At 57.9% G+C, this 15,531-nt stretch carries 15 protein-coding genes and 1 pseudogene; 6 read left to right on the top strand and 10 right to left on the bottom strand.

Annotated features, from left to right (window positions below; translation table 11 throughout):
- The 3 genes and pseudogenes from CXY79_RS02095 to CXY79_RS16325 form a co-directional block, all read right to left on the bottom strand.
- Positions 1 to 195, bottom strand: a pseudogene (locus tag CXY79_RS02095) (NADPH:quinone reductase); the annotation flags it as partial.
- 63 nt (positions 196 to 258) lie between these two features.
- Complete coding sequence (locus CXY79_RS02090; RefSeq protein WP_146068073.1) at positions 259 to 1,254, bottom strand: HNH endonuclease; 996 nt, start codon at positions 1,252 to 1,254, stop codon at positions 259 to 261.
- A gap of 380 nt (positions 1,255 to 1,634) precedes the next feature.
- The gene (locus tag CXY79_RS16325; RefSeq protein WP_255409006.1) at positions 1,635 to 1,901 is read right to left on the bottom strand and encodes a very short patch repair endonuclease; all 267 of its coding nucleotides are present in this window, start codon (positions 1,899 to 1,901) and stop codon (positions 1,635 to 1,637) included.
- A 220-nt stretch (positions 1,902 to 2,121) separates the two neighbouring features.
- On the opposite strand from CXY79_RS16325, the gene CXY79_RS02080 reads away from it, so the two are divergent.
- Entirely contained in the window at positions 2,122 to 3,129 is a 1,008-nt protein-coding gene (locus CXY79_RS02080) for a DNA cytosine methyltransferase (protein ID WP_104099506.1), read from the top strand.
- A gap of 55 nt (positions 3,130 to 3,184) precedes the next feature.
- On the opposite strand, the gene CXY79_RS02075 is transcribed toward CXY79_RS02080, so the two are convergent.
- From CXY79_RS02075 to CXY79_RS02065, 3 genes are read right to left on the bottom strand one after another with little or no spacing between them, the layout of a single operon-like run.
- Positions 3,185 to 3,754 (bottom strand): hypothetical protein, encoded by a 570-nt coding sequence (locus tag CXY79_RS02075; protein WP_104099505.1) that lies wholly within the window; start codon positions 3,752 to 3,754, stop codon positions 3,185 to 3,187.
- 28 nt (positions 3,755 to 3,782) lie between these two features.
- A complete protein-coding gene (locus CXY79_RS02070) occupies positions 3,783 to 5,552 on the bottom strand; it encodes a DEAD/DEAH box helicase family protein (RefSeq protein ID WP_199186709.1) in 1,770 nt (589 codons plus the stop codon).
- 8 nt (positions 5,553 to 5,560) lie between these two features.
- Positions 5,561 to 8,071, bottom strand: coding sequence for an ATP-binding protein (locus CXY79_RS02065; protein ID WP_158250203.1), 2,511 nt, complete (start codon positions 8,069 to 8,071; stop codon positions 5,561 to 5,563).
- Between the two features lie 682 nt (positions 8,072 to 8,753).
- Here CXY79_RS02065 and CXY79_RS02060 point away from each other — a divergent pair.
- The 5 genes from CXY79_RS02060 to CXY79_RS02040 all read left to right on the top strand — a co-directional run bounded on the left by CXY79_RS02060 (position 8,754) and on the right by CXY79_RS02040 (position 13,524).
- Complete coding sequence (locus CXY79_RS02060; protein WP_104099502.1) at positions 8,754 to 10,223, top strand: ATP-binding protein; 1,470 nt, start codon at positions 8,754 to 8,756, stop codon at positions 10,221 to 10,223.
- Positions 10,216 to 10,845, top strand: coding sequence for an HNH endonuclease (locus CXY79_RS02055; protein WP_146068072.1), 630 nt, complete (start codon positions 10,216 to 10,218; stop codon positions 10,843 to 10,845). Before CXY79_RS02060 ends, CXY79_RS02055 begins: the two co-directional genes overlap by 8 nt.
- An 86-nt stretch (positions 10,846 to 10,931) precedes the next feature.
- On the top strand, positions 10,932 to 12,674 hold the full coding sequence (locus CXY79_RS02050) for a DUF262 domain-containing protein (protein WP_104099500.1): 1,743 nt from the start codon (positions 10,932 to 10,934) through the stop codon (positions 12,672 to 12,674).
- A 64-nt stretch (positions 12,675 to 12,738) separates the two neighbouring features.
- Positions 12,739 to 13,053 (top strand): hypothetical protein, encoded by a 315-nt coding sequence (locus tag CXY79_RS02045; protein ID WP_104099499.1) that lies wholly within the window; start codon positions 12,739 to 12,741, stop codon positions 13,051 to 13,053.
- 189 nt (positions 13,054 to 13,242) lie between these two features.
- Positions 13,243 to 13,524: a hypothetical protein gene (locus CXY79_RS02040; RefSeq protein ID WP_104099498.1), complete on the top strand. Its 282-nt coding sequence runs from the start codon at positions 13,243 to 13,245 to the stop codon at positions 13,522 to 13,524.
- A gap of 26 nt (positions 13,525 to 13,550) precedes the next feature.
- On the opposite strand, the gene CXY79_RS02035 is transcribed toward CXY79_RS02040, so the two are convergent.
- From CXY79_RS02035 to CXY79_RS02020, 4 genes are all read right to left on the bottom strand, one after another.
- Positions 13,551 to 14,069: a hypothetical protein gene (locus CXY79_RS02035; protein ID WP_104099497.1), complete on the bottom strand. Its 519-nt coding sequence runs from the start codon at positions 14,067 to 14,069 to the stop codon at positions 13,551 to 13,553.
- A gap of 95 nt (positions 14,070 to 14,164) precedes the next feature.
- Positions 14,165 to 14,779: a uracil-DNA glycosylase gene (locus CXY79_RS02030; protein WP_104099496.1), complete on the bottom strand. Its 615-nt coding sequence runs from the start codon at positions 14,777 to 14,779 to the stop codon at positions 14,165 to 14,167.
- 78 nt (positions 14,780 to 14,857) lie between these two features.
- Positions 14,858 to 15,241 (bottom strand): PIN domain-containing protein, encoded by a 384-nt coding sequence (locus tag CXY79_RS02025; protein WP_158250202.1) that lies wholly within the window; start codon positions 15,239 to 15,241, stop codon positions 14,858 to 14,860.
- Between the two features lie 8 nt (positions 15,242 to 15,249).
- Positions 15,250 to 15,504, bottom strand: a complete 255-nt coding sequence (locus tag CXY79_RS02020) for an AbrB/MazE/SpoVT family DNA-binding domain-containing protein (RefSeq protein WP_104099494.1) — start codon at positions 15,502 to 15,504, stop codon at positions 15,250 to 15,252.
- Positions 15,505 to 15,531: the final 27 nt, after the last annotated feature.

The following is a 15,531-nucleotide window of genomic DNA, read 5'->3' as shown; positions in this document are numbered from 1 at the left end:
CTGGCCGGGCACGACGTCGGCGAACGCCGGCTCCTGGCCCGGTGCCGAGCCGCGGCGCGACTTCCAGTCGGTGGGGTTCACGCCGCTGACCACGATCCGCACCCGCACCTCGCCGGATCCGGGTTCGGCCATCGGCCGATCGACGAGCTGGAGCACGGACGGATCACCGGTCTGGCTGTACACAATCGACTTCATGTCAGAGGTAACGCGGTGCTGGTGGAATCGTTCCCTAGCGATTTCGTGAGCAACAAGCTCAGATCAATTCAAGAACTCGACCATGAGCTGCGAGTAGTGCCAGTCCGTGTAATGCGCTGAGGGCATAGTCCCAGTAGACGGCATCATCAGCCTCGGAGCGAGACCGTTGTCGCCGAAGTTATGCCGCCATGACCTCTCACTTGCGATCGCTCGGTCGAGTGCGGCGGACCGCACAATTCTGCCGTCGGCATCAACCGAAATGAGATACGCCTCGAATGCGGCATCGTGCGTGGGGCAAGCGGCAAGCCCGTTGCGCGGATCGACCCGCTCCCCTCCCCCGCTCTTGCTCCACGGTTTGATATGCGAAGCAATGAGCAGGCGGGACGAGGGGAGGCCTGCCGAGCGAGTACTCAGTCCGCAGAAGACGCATGCGAAATCCGAGTTCGTGAGCACCTTCCGCGCGAACTGCTGCTGGCCAACTCGAGCAGTCCCCAGCAGCGCCCGTTCCGTGTCGCGAATGTCGATGATGTCGTCGCGACCGGCGAGCGTGGCAAAGTCACCCTCAAGCGAGGCGAGGAGGTCGTCATCGCTCACGGAGTACGCTTCGAAGACGATCTGGAGTCGATTATCTTGGACTCCAAGGAAGTCCGGTAGCTTTTCTTCATCAAGTCCGATCGAACGACCCGCGTCAAGAATGAGCGCATAGAGCATTTCGAACCGGAATCGATCCTCGGTAAGCCTGATCCAGAGTTGCTGTTCATGTTTCGCCCGATGTGCGCGTCGACCGTCGAGATTTGCGAGCTTAGGCGCAAGGCTACCGGGTGTTCGTTTGAACAGTGCACCTAGCCTTTTGGCATCCGGTGAGGACACGGGGATATTGATCTTTCCGGACTTCGATCGGTTGCCAACGAGCCCCAGGCCAAAGCAAAGCAGTGTCTCCACCGGGGTGAAATCTTCCTGCTTCAGGCCCACTGGGGCGTACTCCCGCGTCAATAGCCCCCGCCACTGCGCAGCCGCGCTCGCGAATGTCAGGTCCAAGTAGTCTCCCAGTTCCAGCAAGGGCACCCCCTTCTCCCCATCGAGATCCGACTAAGTCACATGTCTTTCAGCCTAGAGTGATGAAGTCAAAATCGTGCCCCAAGGCGGGTCGTATTCGCACTCCCGCAGCATGCCCCTATGGATGGCGTGTTTCTTGACGCGTTGCCTGTGCACGAGGGGCAATGGTCCGACGGTCAGTCCGGCAAGGCGGCTCTCTCTGCGGCATGGACCGACTTCGGGCGAGAAAGCGGTGTCAGGTCCTCGAGGACTTCGACCACGCCAGCACAGACCGTACGTGTTGGTTCGTGCGTCCAGAAACGCACAACAGTCCACCCCGCGCCCCGAAGGACACGGTCCATCTCACGATCTCGTTCAGCCTTGCGGTCAATTTTTGACCTCCACTACTCAGCATTGGATTTGGGCTCCCGGTAATGCACGGGACACTTGTGCCAAAAACAACCACCCATGTAGACGAGCAATTTGTAACGAGTGAAGGCCAAATCCGCAGCATGCCGAAGCCCTGGAATCGGACGGTACTGGACTCTAAGGCGCAGACCCATAGCGTGCAAGGCCTTTCGAATTTCCACCTCTGGTGACGTGTCTCGGGACCTATTCCCCTGCATTGATTTCCGGGTCCCCGCATCCGTCACCCAGGAAGAAATGACCATTATTCAAATATACGCTCTCGATGCCATTCGCTGGAAAATCCGAACGCTGCCCATTCGAAATCGTGGCGGCCAGTTGTTCTGCCGCCCCGGCTGCTGCAGTGGACGTGCGCCACGTTCGACCTCGCGCCTGCGCGTCTCCAATTCGATGTGCAGATAGGGTGTCAGAGGGTCCTGGAATCATGTTGTCTTCGTCCCTCACCTTGACCCGATTGGAACCTGAATGTCCGACTCTAAGTTCAGTGTGCTTGAAATATGCGCAGGCGCAGGCGGGCAATCTTCGGGGTTAGAAATGGCCGGCTTCGAACATTCGCTGGCTGTCGAGATAGATCGAGACGCCGCCGCCACTCTCCGACTCAACCGGCCCGAGTGGGACGTTCGGCAGGCGGATGTGAGGGAAATCAGTGGCAAGCAGTTCAAGGGCATTGACCTAGTTGCGGGCGGGGTTCCCTGCCCCCCGTTCAGCGTGGCCGGCAAACAGCTTGGCGCCGATGACGAGCGAGATCTATTCCCTGAGGCGCTACGTCTTGTCCGGGAGGCGCAGCCCGCCGCTGTCATGCTGGAGAACGTGAAGGGGCTGGCTTCCGCAAAGTTCGCGTCCTACCGCGAGTCGGTCCTGGACGAGCTGAGCAGCATGGGCTACTCCGCAGATTGGCAGTTGTTGTTTTCAAGCGCCTACGGCGTGCCCCAGCTCCGCCCACGTTTCATTCTCGTTGCCTTCAAAAATCGTTTGGCAGGAGAATTCCTCTGGCCAGAGCCGGTCGGGACACCACCCACAGTGGGAGAAACCCTGCTACCGCTGATGTCCGCTAACGGTTGGCAGGGCGCACACCGCTGGGCGGAAGGCGCCAACAGCGTTGGCCCGACGATTGTTGGCGGCTCGAAGAAGCACGGGGGTCCAGACCTGGGTCCCACGCGCGCAAAGGCGGGATGGCTTGCGCTTGGAGTCGACGGCAAGGGTATCGCGAACGCTGCGCCGACATCTGATATGGCTGCCGATTTCGTGCCGAAACTCACAAATGAGATGGTTTCGCGCATTCAAGGATTTGACGAGAACTGGAAGTTCGCCGGGTTGAAGACCTCGACGTACAGACAGATTGGAAATGCCTTCCCGCCGCCCGTCGCCAAAAGTATCGGTGATTCCATTAAGGCTGTCCTAGAGGGCCGAACGGCCAAGCGGCCCGCACGTCGGACGGTCGTTTCTCTTTCCAAACTGAAGATCGCCGGCTAAGGCTTCGGTGACAGAGGTTTATCGTCCATGGGCGATTGGGTGGAGGCAAACCTATTCATTCGACATCAATAGCCCTGACCCGCAGGCCAGCGTCCTCAAGCAACCCATCCCGTTGATTAGGAGTGAGCGACTTGTCATTTCGTAGGTTACGGCCGACCAGAATGGCCGCCCCTGAAGCGACGTTTGGTATTTCATCGCGCAGCACATAGACCTGTTGCCCGGCCTCTTCCCGTGACTCCAGCATAAAGCCGAGATCGCGCAGATCCCGCATCCTTCTTTCCGTATGGACTGCATCACCAGTCAACATGCGGAGTTCGTCTGCACTGACGTCAAGACGAACTCGTTGAACAAAGTACGCCAGGATCGCCTCATGGGGTTTGCCGAATCCTTTTACGCGCAGATACTTTTTCGGCAGCGCAGTGAAGGTCTCGCGCATGGCGTTCTCGAGGAGCTCTTTGACGGCAATCATTGTCGATGGATCAGCGTATTTTTCAATGGCGAAAACTTCGAAGGCCCTCGCAAGCTGGTGTTTGGCTTCCAGGTAGCCCAGAACAAGGCGACGGTCATCCGTCTCACCATCAGCAAGCAGCTCTTGGAGAGTCCCTACTGAATCGAGAGCAAGCATCCGCATTCGAGCCCAGCTCTCCGCAGCGCTAGCTTGCATAGCGTTCTCCCTTTCCGGTTGGAAGTGACTCTACGGGCGGATACCTCATGACGCTGACGTCCTCGCCGGCGTCCTCGATATCCTTCAAGTCACCTAACCATTCCCTCAAGAAGCTTGCTCCGTTCTCATCCTCGTCGTTAGCCCGAAGAAAGATGACTCGAGAAGGGAGATTGACCCGAACCGGGCTGCCGGGCCTCGGCCCGTCGTGGTCCAAAGCCCTCTGAAGCTCAAGGCCGGCCGCAAAGCGGCGAACATCCGAAACGAAATCTAAGACGATTACGCGTTGCTTCCCCGGAGCAAGTCGAAGTCCCCTGCCGAGCTGCTGCACAAATATGCGTCGGCTATGAGTCACCCGCTGGAAGACGACAAGGTTGACGTCGGGAACATCAATTCCCTCGTTTAGAACGTCGACTGCGCAGAGGATGCCAATGCGTCCGGACGAAAAATCCCACAACAGCCGATTTCGCTCCACAGGTCCCATCGCTTCCCCCGTTGAAGAACGCGAGTAGATGGGCTTCGCACTGGTAAATCCGAGGGCGTTGATGCGGGCTGCTACCCGCTCCGCGTGCTCGACAGTTCCACAGAACACTATCCCCTTACCCACGCCCGCTAGCTCCGCCCATGCCTCCTGGGTTCTGTCGACAACTGCGTCATCCCATTGGTCGATAAAGAGCGTTCGGTTTATCGCCCTGGGGCTGAAGCGGTCACCCTTCAATTGACGAAGTGATTCCCAGTCCACATTGTCGGTGTAAATCCGGTAGTCGACATTGGCGAGGAATGACTGCTTTAGCCCTTGAACGAGATCGATGCTCACTACTGGCGCATCGAAACGGTGATCAAGATCGCCCCCACCCGGTCTCCAAGGAGTTGCCGTCAACCCGAGAAGGAAAGGGCCCCCCGCCGCTCCTACGCCGAGTTCGTTGAGAACCTGCTCGTAAGTCTCCGCACCAAGGTGGTGGCACTCATCAACCACAACGACGTCGAAAGAGGGAAAGTCAATCCCCGCCGTGGCAGCGTTCGACATCGTGTCACGAGACGCGAACACAAAGTCGAAATGGGGCAAATCTGCCCACGCGGGCCTCTCAATGCCATTGACTATGGCAGTCGACTGCTCTGCGCGAAGGAAGGGCCAAAACGATCGTTCGAGCTGGTACAACAAATCATTGGTGTGGGCTAGCACCAGTACCCTAAGGTCGGCTCGGTTGGCCGCCATACGCCTTACTGACTCTGCTGCGACGAACGTCTTCCCTAATCCAGTGGCGAGAACGACAAGCGCCGACCCTGATGCATCATTGACCCATGCGTTGACGATTCTGTCGACAGCGTTCGATTGGTACTCCCGAGGTCTGAATCGATCCAAATCGCGTAGCACGAGCGGTTCGGGGTCCAGCCGGTCCGCTCTCCTAGCGAGAGCGTCCCGATCCCAGAGCTGAATATTGATCCCCTCGGCAGCCATGCTCGCACGATGCTTGAGCAAGTCGGCCGTGAATCCCGACTTGCTGACGATTACGGGAACGTCGGCCCCATAGGATTTCGTGGCGGCAATCGTACGGTCCACGACTTCGGCCCCGACAGGGGTGGCCCAACGCTTTACCTGGAAAAGCCATCTTTTGTCGCCCTTGACGCCCAGGACGTCTGCTCCGCCGTCACCGGACCCCCCTACGACGGAAACCTGTTTGAGCCCTTCAACGATCAGAAGTCTCGACACAAGTCTTTCGAAGGCCTGCCACGAGGTGGCACTAATGCTCAGGTCACTCAAGAACCGGGTCACATCAAGCGCAGCTCTAGATACTCGCGAGAAGCACCAGCCCGCGTGACGATCAGCGGGTCTACATATGAAAAACGAACGTAGGCGGCACAATCATCAAGACAGCGCGAGTAAATCCCGATGAGCTGCTGACGAGAATTCTCAGCTGCGTGAACGCCGACGTTTTCAGGATCAGCAAGGCGCTCGTTCCAAACCGCACCAAACCAACCTTCAGGGTACTTGCCGAAAAATTTTGCCAGGACTCCTGAACCGCAATAGGCGAGATAGCCCCCGTTCAATCGCAACTCGGACAGCTGGTCCAACAGACCGGCGCTAATCAATCGGTCTGCTAAATCACGCTGTTCGAATTGATCCAATTCGCCGTAGAAATCTGCGGCGTCGCCATTGCCCTCGAGTCGCTCTGAGATACGACGGAAGAGACTCTTGATCGCCTCGCCTACCTTCTCAGGTCCCGCGGCAAGCTGCTCTCCCCAAACCTCTGTCAAGATCATGGAGGCGATATTCTCCACGGAATGGGCAGGCTTACCGGCAAGGTCGGGTCGTAGAGTGTACAAATACTGCGCAATCTCGACAGACACGGCGATCTCCGGTCTCACACCCAACTGTGTGAAATTCGAATGCGCAATGTCCAGGAAGATATCAATCTTCCCGGATGCCCTGGTGGTCACAGTCGGCACGAGAGCACCATTGTATGTTGGCCGGAGTGGACCAACGCGAAAAACGTTCACATCAATGGGCTCAGTGCTTCTGAGATCTGCCGTCATGAATGAACGATTTTGGACCGATAGCTCACTTATGAGCTCACCATCTCGTCTGAGCACCTCCACGGAAATAGGGTTTTCTGCCCCCCGAAGCGCTGTGCAGAGACGACAACATTCATCGTCGACACCATTGATTTCGCGACAGCTTTCGCACGTCCAAGGCTCCTGGACTTCTGGCACTTGGGACGCACCGCAACTAGAGCACGCAGTGGCGGACCGCGAGAGCTCAACATCGCAAGAGAGGCAAGCTTTGCCGTGAAGGATCCGTTCGCAGTCGCCGCAGACCTCATCACCCGGACGGTTTTGAAATCCGCATATCGCGCATTCCTCCATGGCTAGTCGCGGCGCGAGGGTTGCCGTTTCTACGTATTCCCACCACTTCGTGTCGTCAAAGAAGCCGACCTCCCGTTTCTGAAAGCGATCGAATAATTCCGCCTCCACGTCTCGGTTGATTCTGACCGCTTTTCCAGCAGCTTCGTCGTACCTTCCCATGTACATGTCCAAACGGCCGTAGTTTCTGACCTTGCGATAGCCCTGAAAAAGTTTGGAAATGGGCGATTCATTTCGCTGACCAGCAGGCCAAGTGCTCGGCAGCAAGGACTCACCTCGAATGTGAGACACGGCACGCTGCCATTCCTCACTGCTGCGCTGGAAGTCCTGTTTTTGGAAGTCGACCGGGATGTGGTCCAGATGTATCTCTCCGATGATTCGGCCGGTCTGCTGATCTGTCGGATACTCCTTCACTGCTTCACCAAGATCATTCAGATGGTTAAAAAATGCGTCCTTTTCCGCGACGCGGATGGCTCTGCCGTTGCGGACAAGATCGACACCAAACTTGTTGTTGTCATCGAAACGCTGAATACCCACCCAACCGCGTATCCGTTCCTCTACAGTTCGAAATTCGGAATCACCGCATTCGAGACATGTGTCGGACCCAGAATCTAGGGCGGTCCCGTCTTGAACGCAGCGCTTCTGGGCGAAGATCACGGAATCGAGGGTTATCCGAGCAGGAATGGAACCCCAGCCTTGCCTCTCGACGAATCGGTTGTCACCCCAGACACAGTGCTCGTAGCCCTCCACGTACTCGCCATTCACCATGACACGCACGCGGTTCTCATCCCCGCTGCGGAGGAGTGTCGCGTATCTACGACCGATCTGACTGCGCAGGGGCGCTTTAGCAATATGGGCAAGCTGGACTATGAATCCAGAATTTGGGTCTCCTTCTGGCCACCAGGAGTCCACCTCGACGATCGTGCCGTGGTCGAAGTTCAACGGCTTCTTCATTGTCTCAACGGGAACACCGAAGGCGCGGTTCTTGACTACTTCGGGGAGATCTATCACGGCTCTAAGGGCGAAATCGTCCTGAGCTCTGGCCGTGATCACGGTCGTTCGTCGTCCCAGTTTTCCGGTGGCGATATTGAAGCCGAGACCGAATAGCCCAAGGGTGTCGAATCTGTTCTTACCGCTGAAACCAGCCCGCAGGGTATTGCCAAGCCCCTCCCTGTCAAGCCCGGCCCCATTGTCCACGATGCGGACGAGGCCCTCACCCTTTCGGACTTGAGCCTCACCGGGGACCGTGACTTCGAGCAGGGGATGTCGGACGGGATCTCCGGCGAGCCGTGCGGCTCTGAAGGAGTCGATGCCGTTGTCTATGAGCTCGCACAGAGCGTCCAAAGGTTTCAAGGGCGTATGCGTGAGCGCGATCAGCACCTTTGGATCAGGCGTGATATCCAAAGTGTCTTTCGTCATTGAGTCCCCTAGTACGAAATGCAACAGCAGCATTGGATGTTCGCGCGGCCACCCCGTAACATCGGCCGCGTACTCACTACACTAGGGCTATTCCGCATCTCAACCGGCGGTGGGCGCCCGCCCAGACGAGAAGCCATCGAGTCTCGGCCGCACCGGCGCATCACGCAACAAATTCGGCCCGCTGGCCTGTAAATACATATCCAATCGAGTCCAGCCCGTGGCCGGACCGCAGGTTCGCTGCGGGCGTGGTCAGGATGTGAAACATCTTCTGGGGAAATATGTTGATTCCCCAACGGCGTTCACGTATGCAAGAATGCAACCGTCGCCACCCTGCTAGCGGCCATCGCAAGACGGCCAGCGGCATATCGTCCTCAAATCCGCCAGATTGGACACTCTCCCCTCGTCCTGTACTCAGCTGCGAAGACCCACTACTGGTCCGTACGCCTTGGCCGCCGAGAAGATTGCGCCATGAACCCGCGAGGTCATGCGCCACAGAACATTCCTCTAATTCCCGCCCGCAACTTGGGCCTCAACACAGAACTGAAGATCGGCTCGCCAGGCCAATCGGTCACAATCAGCGCTGGCGCTTTCACGGCCAGGGGACAACAAAACAATCAGCTAGGGCCGAATGTGATGAAGCGGGCACCATAGAATCAGTCTCAAGAGGGGGAATGAATACGAGATGAACGGTTTTCGACTTCTGAGCGCAACTATCGAAGACCCGCGAGACGGCACCCCGATGCACGTGGAATTCGCCTCCGATCAGGATTTGTGGCGAGGCGATCAGCCTTGGGTGTCCGTGGTCATCGGCCGGAACGGCATTGGCAAAAGCCGCCTTCTGGCCGGCATCGTCGAGTTGTTTGACGAGTTGGACACCGGGAGAAGCAGGCGAGGCGCCTTCGCAACACGCCCGACTAGTCTCGAGTACCAGATTGGTGGCGATCGCTTCTCGTGGCACGCTGACGACAGCAGGAAGACCGGATCCGCAACAATAAATGGCAATGACGGCGAGCTTGCCGACGGACGTCTTCCCCGCAGAGTGATCGCGGTGGCGACAACTCCCTTCGACAAGTTCAAATTGACCGGGCCTAATGCATCCCAGGCGAATCGTGTCTATCGCTACCTAGGCCTTCGAGACCCTCGTGGCAGAGCATCAGCGGCAGGCGCTGTCTTCCGCGCTCTCGATAGCCTCATCGAAGCGTCAGGATCAACACCCGACCGTCGCAGTCGTGTTGCAGACGTCTTTGAGTTCCTGGGATACCTCCCTCGTCTCGAGGTTCGCTACCGGTGGTCTTTTCGTGCAATGCGCCAAACGCATTCGCTCGCAGAGCTGAAGGCCTCAGTAGACGCGCGAGAGGGGCTGCGACCGACTGCGCTCCACCGAATGGTCCAGGACGAACCGGAACTGCTGGAGCGCGTTTTCAAAACCGCTCAGGAGACGCGCGCGCGGACAGGCAGCAATCGCGACCTTAGTCTCGTCGTCGATTTTCGTGAGCCAGGTATCGCCAATGCGGAATTCTTTCGAGACCTGCAACTGCTGAGACGCGCGGAAATGGTTTCGATCGAGCATGTTGAGCTCACTCAACGGAGCACGGGTCATCGATTCGACCTACAGGCAGCGAGCTCGGGTGAACTCGCACTGGTGACGACATTTCTCGGACTCGCCTCAGTAATGGAAGACGACAGCTTGGTGGTTATTGACGAGCCCGAGGTGAGCCTTCATCCAGAGTGGCAAGCTCAGTACATTGAACTTCTCACCAAGACTTTCGCAAAATATCGCGGCTGTCATTTCGTCATAGCGACGCACTCACCCCTGATCCTTTCCGACATCTCGCCAACGCGATCAAATGTGGTTTCCTTGGAAAGCCAAAGACGCACGGCGGAAGATTCCGAGCCCTATGCGGGCCAGTCTTCGGATTTCCTGCTTCTGGCGGCGTTCAAGGTGCCGGGCAAGAACAACTTGTATTTGAAACAGCAAATGGTGGAGGCGCTTCGTCTTGCGGCAGACGGAGACGTTACCGGCGAGCGCTATCAGACCATCGTTAGCTCTCTTGCTGATGTCGCTCCTAGCCTGGACGAGGGAAGCCCCGTTAAGGAACTAATCGAGAATCTCGTCTCGGCCGCTAGCGAAATTACCTTGACGAATGATTGAAACACCTGTCGAATTTTCAGCGACTCTCGCGACCGTAGTCAACGCATTCGATGGTCTCCCACGTGCGCACCAGCAGGCGAGCTTCTGGGCTGATCCCTCGACAAACGAAGTCAAGTCGCACATCAAAACCCACTACATCCTGGAACAATCGAATCGATGCTGTTATTGCGACCACCATCTGCCGACGAACAACCACCGTATGTGGGACATTGAGCACATCGTGCCCCGCCTGAGTCATCCGCAATTCATGTTCCGTCCGGACAACCTTGCGGTCTCGTGTCCAGATTGCAATCGGGAAAAGGGAACGTTTCAGATGCTTGTTAATGCGCGCCTGGTACGTTACCCGGTGATTTCAGCCGCCTTCAAGCTAGTTCATCCACACTTTGACAATTTCAAGGACCACATTCTAAGAGTCAACTATGTTTACGTGCCAAAAACGAAGAAAGGGACCGAGACGATCCGGCGCTGTAACCTGCTTCGTTTCGCGCAGAAGTACATTGACTGGCCAAACGCGATCAATGACTCTCGGTTCGAGAACGAGGTAAACGACCTGTTTTCTCAGCATGACGTCAAGGGCGCCGTGGGCCGAATCGCCGCGCAACTGCCTATCCGGACCGATTAGGACTAGATCTACCTGCGGCCCTTCCAGCCGTGGTGCCGTGCTCGATTCATGAGGCCCACCAAACATCGCCAAAAAGGAGATCGTCAGTGTCATTTCAAACCCCGGTGACTGTCGAAGACGTCCTGCGGCGAATCCACCAGAAACAATACCTTTTGCCGGCGATCCAGCGAGAGTTCGTTTGGAAACAGCACCAAGTATTGGCACTTATGGACAGCCTGATGCGGGGTTATCCGATTGGCTCGTTCCTTCTCTGGGAAGTCAAACAAGAGTCGGCGAACGAATACGTATTTTACGATTTCATCACGAACTTCCATGAGCAGAAGGCTCCGTTTGCGACCAAGGCGGCCGTCCCGACTTCAAATGGGATCATCGCAGTGCTTGACGGCCAGCAGCGATTGACGGCGCTCAATATCGCCATGTACGGGTCACACTCCGAGAAACGCAAGGGTGCCTGGTGGACAAACCCAGATTCATTCCCCAAGAAGCGCGTGTATCTGAACCTGGCCGACAGCCCGGACCACGAAGAGCTTGGATTCGAGTTTGATCTCCGTTTCCTCACGGACCAGGAAACCAAGGCAGACTTGGACGGCGTGGCCAAATGGTATTTGGTGCACGACGTGCTGGCGCTTGCCGACAGCGGCCCGGCGATCATGGAGGAGCTCGAACGTCGGTCGCTCAGTGGCTCTGGCCCTTTCAACCGCCTGTACCGTCTTTACGACAGCCTCCGAGTCATCAAGCCAATCAATTGGTACCTTGAGTCGAGCCAGAGCGCGGACAAGGTTCTGGATATCTTTGTGCGCGTCAACAGTGGCGGCACAACATTGTCTTACTCTGATCTGCTGCTCTCCATGGCGACGAACCAGTGGCGAACGCGAGATGCCAGGGAAGAAGTGCGTGATCTCGTTCAAGACATTAACCAGGGCGGTACCCGAGACTTCGCATTTTCAAAGGACGCGGTTCTCAAAACAGCGCTGATGGTGGCCGGGTTGAATGTGCAGTTTCGTGTATCGAATTTCACCCAGAAGAATATGGCCGTCGTCGAGGACGGGTGGGACAAGACCGAGCAGGCGCTTGTCAACGCGGCTACCCTGCTGAGGCAGTTTGGATACACCGGGCGTACAATTTCCGCAGACAGCGTGATCATTGCTCTCGCCTACTATCTGGCCCGCAATTCGCTCGGCAAGACCTACCTCGAATCATCCGCTTCGGCACCAGACCGCCTGATCGTTCGCCGTTGGCTTGCACGATCCATGCTGAAACAGGGCATTTGGGGTTCCGGACTCGACACGCTCCTGATGCGGATTCGGCAAGCGATCGACTCTTCTGAAACCACCGGCTTCCCCGCGGACGGCATCGAGAGGGAAATGGCTGCCATGGGCAAGAGCCTCACCTTCGAAGACACGGACATTGACGATCTCCTCGCGACTAAGTACGGCTCACCACGTGCATTTGGAGTCCTCTCACTGATGTACCCGGGACTGGATTTCTCGAAGGAGTTTCATCAGGATCACATTTTTCCGAAATCGCGGTTCACCGACAAGCGCCTGCGCGCACTCGATCTCTTATCAGACCAAATCGAAGAGTACAAAAGCCGCTTCGACCTCCTCCCTAATCTGCAGCTTCTCGGCGGCGTAGCGAACATTGAGAAGCGCGATTCCCTTCCGCAGGTTTGGGCCGGCAACGCCTTCCCTAGCGATGAGTTGCGCGCCACCTACGAGAGGGAGAATGATTTCCAAGGCCTCTCACTTGAATTCGAGGATTTCGTCGAGTTCTCTACGTCGAGAAGCGCACGCATGCGGGAAAAGCTGATGCAGCAGCTGCAGTCTTAGACCAGCAGGCCGTGCTCGGTCCCTGCGCGACAAGGCGCACATCGAAGGACTCAGACCGCGCCAGTTGCACGTCTTCGATGACCCCGACCGGGATAACCGGGGCTGGGTGATGTCGGTGGCGCATCTTGTGGTGGTGCCGGAGGCATCCGTCGCCAACGTCGACCTGACGCCCGTGGCCGAGGTGCACGACCTGGTCTACGACCACAGGCAGATCATCGGGATGGCGGTGGACACGCTGCGGGCCTCGTATCGCGCGGCCGCCGACCCTGAGCGGCTGCTCGGGCCGGAGTTGACGCTGCTCGAGCTGCTGCGGCTGCACTCGGCGATCGCGGGCGAGCCGCTCGGCAAGGACACGTTCCGCCGCCACATGATGGGGTAGCTGGTGGAGACGGATGCCAACAGCAGGGCGTGGTCGGCAAGCCGGCGAAGGTGTTTCGGCACGCGGTGGTGTGAGTCACCGCTTCAGCATCCTGAGGGGTCGCAAATCGACCTTGAATTGCCCGCTGAAGGTCGATTTGGGGGCCCTCACGCCCCAGGCCGCGCCTCGGACAGACGATCGCACCGGGAGGTGTCAGAGGTTCGCGACCTGGCCTTCGACCACGACCTGATTCTCGAGCTGGCAGTCAGCACACTGCGCGCTTCGTACCGGGCCTCGGCTGACCCAGAGCATCTGCTCGACCCGGAGTTCACGCTGCTCGAGCTGTTGCGGCTGCACTCGGCGATTGCAGGTGAACCGCTCGGCAAGGACACCTTCCGTCGACAAATGCTGGGCCAGCTGGTCGAAACGGATGACTATCAGCTGGGCCTTGTCGGCAAGCCCGCGAAGCTGTTTCGACACGCAGAGCTCTGAGACGCCCGGCCTGAGCAAACCGTCAGTCAGAGCACTCCCTTGACATCAGCGGTCGCGACTATCCCTCGCATGTCTGTCCAAGCCGATTGCAACATCGGCGTGACATCTGTGCCGATCACCAAGACCTTCCCAACCCGGACGGTGACGGAATTCGTGTGTGCTTGGAACCTTCCATGGATTTTGACGTCTTCAGTCAACCATTCCTTGGCCAGGGTGACCCGGTTGTCTGTGACAAGGACGAATAAGCACACGTCATAACCGTCGGACCTGATCGCGGAGAACGTCTGCGATGGGCTGGTACTCGGGACTACGTTTCGCACCTTAACCTGCACCCGGCGACCGTCACCCGCGAGCAGATCGTACGACTTCGCAGAGTTCTTCTCCAGCCTTCCCTCGTAAGCGATCGAGGCCGCATATTCGGCAAGGTCACCGACCGGGGCGTTCCTCGTGCGAATGAGTCCGCGGTTGCGCAGTTCGTCGAGGATTCCAGAATAGGTGTCGATGAGTGCCCCGACACTCATACTCTTCAGATCAGAGTTGGTCATCGTGAGATCTTGTCAGACGCCGTCGACAGCCGCTGACGGCGTACGATCCCGCGGTGGCCGAACAAGTCGGTGCGCCAGAACCTCGGCCGCGAATGTCAGGCGAGCGCCTCGGCGACTTGCTGGTAGGCATCCGTTTGATGATCGATGCGTCGGACGCGCTCGGCGGGGTCTTTATGCCAAAGCGATTGTCGGCCCGGATGGTAGGTCGGGATGACCGTGAGGTCTTTGGCTAAATTTGGCGTGCGCCGCAGCACCCGGCGCCACGATCGAAGGGCGTCCCCACCTTGGAGCAGCACGACCTGGACGGCGGGGGCCAGGCGGAGCATTTCGAGGATGGTGTCGACGCCAGCCTCCAACTCGGCGGCTTTGGGGGAACGGTTGACGTACCAGGGGTAGGCGTTCCACGGCAAGATGTCATACGCACTCAGGCCGACGGACTCGAAGCGATTGCACTGCCGTTCGGCGGTGGGGTCGTCGTTCTCGATGCTGATGAATCCGCTGCCAGTCTCTCTCTGCGTCGCCGGTCCCGGATCGCGAAGCAGGGAGAGCACACGAGCGTCGATGCCGCCGTGGATCGGTGCAACGTAGGGAACCCAGAGGTCTGGCGTGCTGATCTCGTCGACGTAGTCATTGACCGGCTTGATGTGCGGCGCCTTGCGCTGCTGCCACTGCTCTCCGCGATAACCAGCGTCTTTCAGGCGTCGGGTCATGGGACGAAGGTACCCGAGTTGCTGCGGTTATCGAAGGCTCCACGATCGTAAGCGGGACGCTAGCCCGGCGCGTGGTTCCTAGCCCGTCGCCAGCAGGCGAGCATCCGTTTGGCTGGCCAGTTTGCGGTCAAATGTATACAGCGGTTGATTGGACGTCATCTCTGCCGACGTGACGAGATAGCAGTCCTCGAAGGACAATTTGGAATGGGCGACATACAGGGTCAGCGCGCGATCAAACAGTGAAGCGTTGGCGAGGATCTGCGGCAGATTCACGAGGCCATGAATAGCTTCTCGCTGCTGCTCTCGATTCAGCCCGTAGGCGCGGCCCAACACGAAGACTGTCTCGACGAGGGCGATGTCCGATACGAAAAACGTGCCGCCCGTCTGAAGCAGGACCACAGCGGCGTCATGTTGCTCGGGCACATCGTTGAGTAGCAATCGGAGAACGACATTTGCATCCAAGGATGCGCTCAATTTGCGCGCTCGCCGTTCCGATGTTTTTGGTAATAGGCGTCGACGTCTGTCACGGGCTCGATGATGGTCGCGTAGCTAGAAATTAGCGCGCTGAGCGCTTCGATGCCCGCAACCGGTGCAATATTCATCGTGCCGGTCTTTTCGTCGATCGAGATTTCAAATCGATCACCCTGTTCGAGTCGCAGGGCCTTACGCACGGCCGCGGGAAGCGTTAGCTGCCCCTTGCTGCTCAACGTTACGACGGCCTTCATGGCTTACAGTGTATGACACGTAAGTCG

Origin of the sequence: Cryobacterium sp. M96 (assembly GCF_002929845.1) — a bacterium.
GTDB lineage: Bacteria > Actinomycetota > Actinomycetes > Actinomycetales > Microbacteriaceae > Cryobacterium > Cryobacterium sandaracinum.
This window is presented reverse-complemented; position numbering and strand designations above follow the sequence as displayed.

What these genes read in the sequence shown, in the direction of transcription:
- CXY79_RS02080 (WP_104099506.1), top strand. Translation starts at nt 2,122, where the DNA reads ATGTCCGACTCTAAGTTCAGTGTGCTTGAAATATGCGCAGGCGCAGGC.
- CXY79_RS02060 (WP_104099502.1), top strand. Translation starts at nt 8,754, where the DNA reads ATGAACGGTTTTCGACTTCTGAGCGCAACTATCGAAGACCCGCGAGAC.
- CXY79_RS02075 (WP_104099505.1), bottom strand. Translation starts at nt 3,754, where the DNA reads ATGCTTGCTCTCGATTCAGTAGGGACTCTCCAAGAGCTGCTTGCTGAT.
- CXY79_RS02030 (WP_104099496.1), bottom strand. Translation starts at nt 14,779, where the DNA reads ATGACCCGACGCCTGAAAGACGCTGGTTATCGCGGAGAGCAGTGGCAG.
- CXY79_RS02055 (WP_146068072.1), top strand. Translation starts at nt 10,216, where the DNA reads ATGATTGAAACACCTGTCGAATTTTCAGCGACTCTCGCGACCGTAGTC.
- CXY79_RS02020 (WP_104099494.1), bottom strand. Translation starts at nt 15,504, where the DNA reads ATGAAGGCCGTCGTAACGTTGAGCAGCAAGGGGCAGCTAACGCTTCCC.
- CXY79_RS16325 (WP_255409006.1), bottom strand. Translation starts at nt 1,901, where the DNA reads ATGGTCATTTCTTCCTGGGTGACGGATGCGGGGACCCGGAAATCAATG.
- CXY79_RS02035 (WP_104099497.1), bottom strand. Translation starts at nt 14,069, where the DNA reads ATGACCAACTCTGATCTGAAGAGTATGAGTGTCGGGGCACTCATCGAC.
- CXY79_RS02065 (WP_158250203.1), bottom strand. Translation starts at nt 8,071, where the DNA reads ATGACGAAAGACACTTTGGATATCACGCCTGATCCAAAGGTGCTGATC.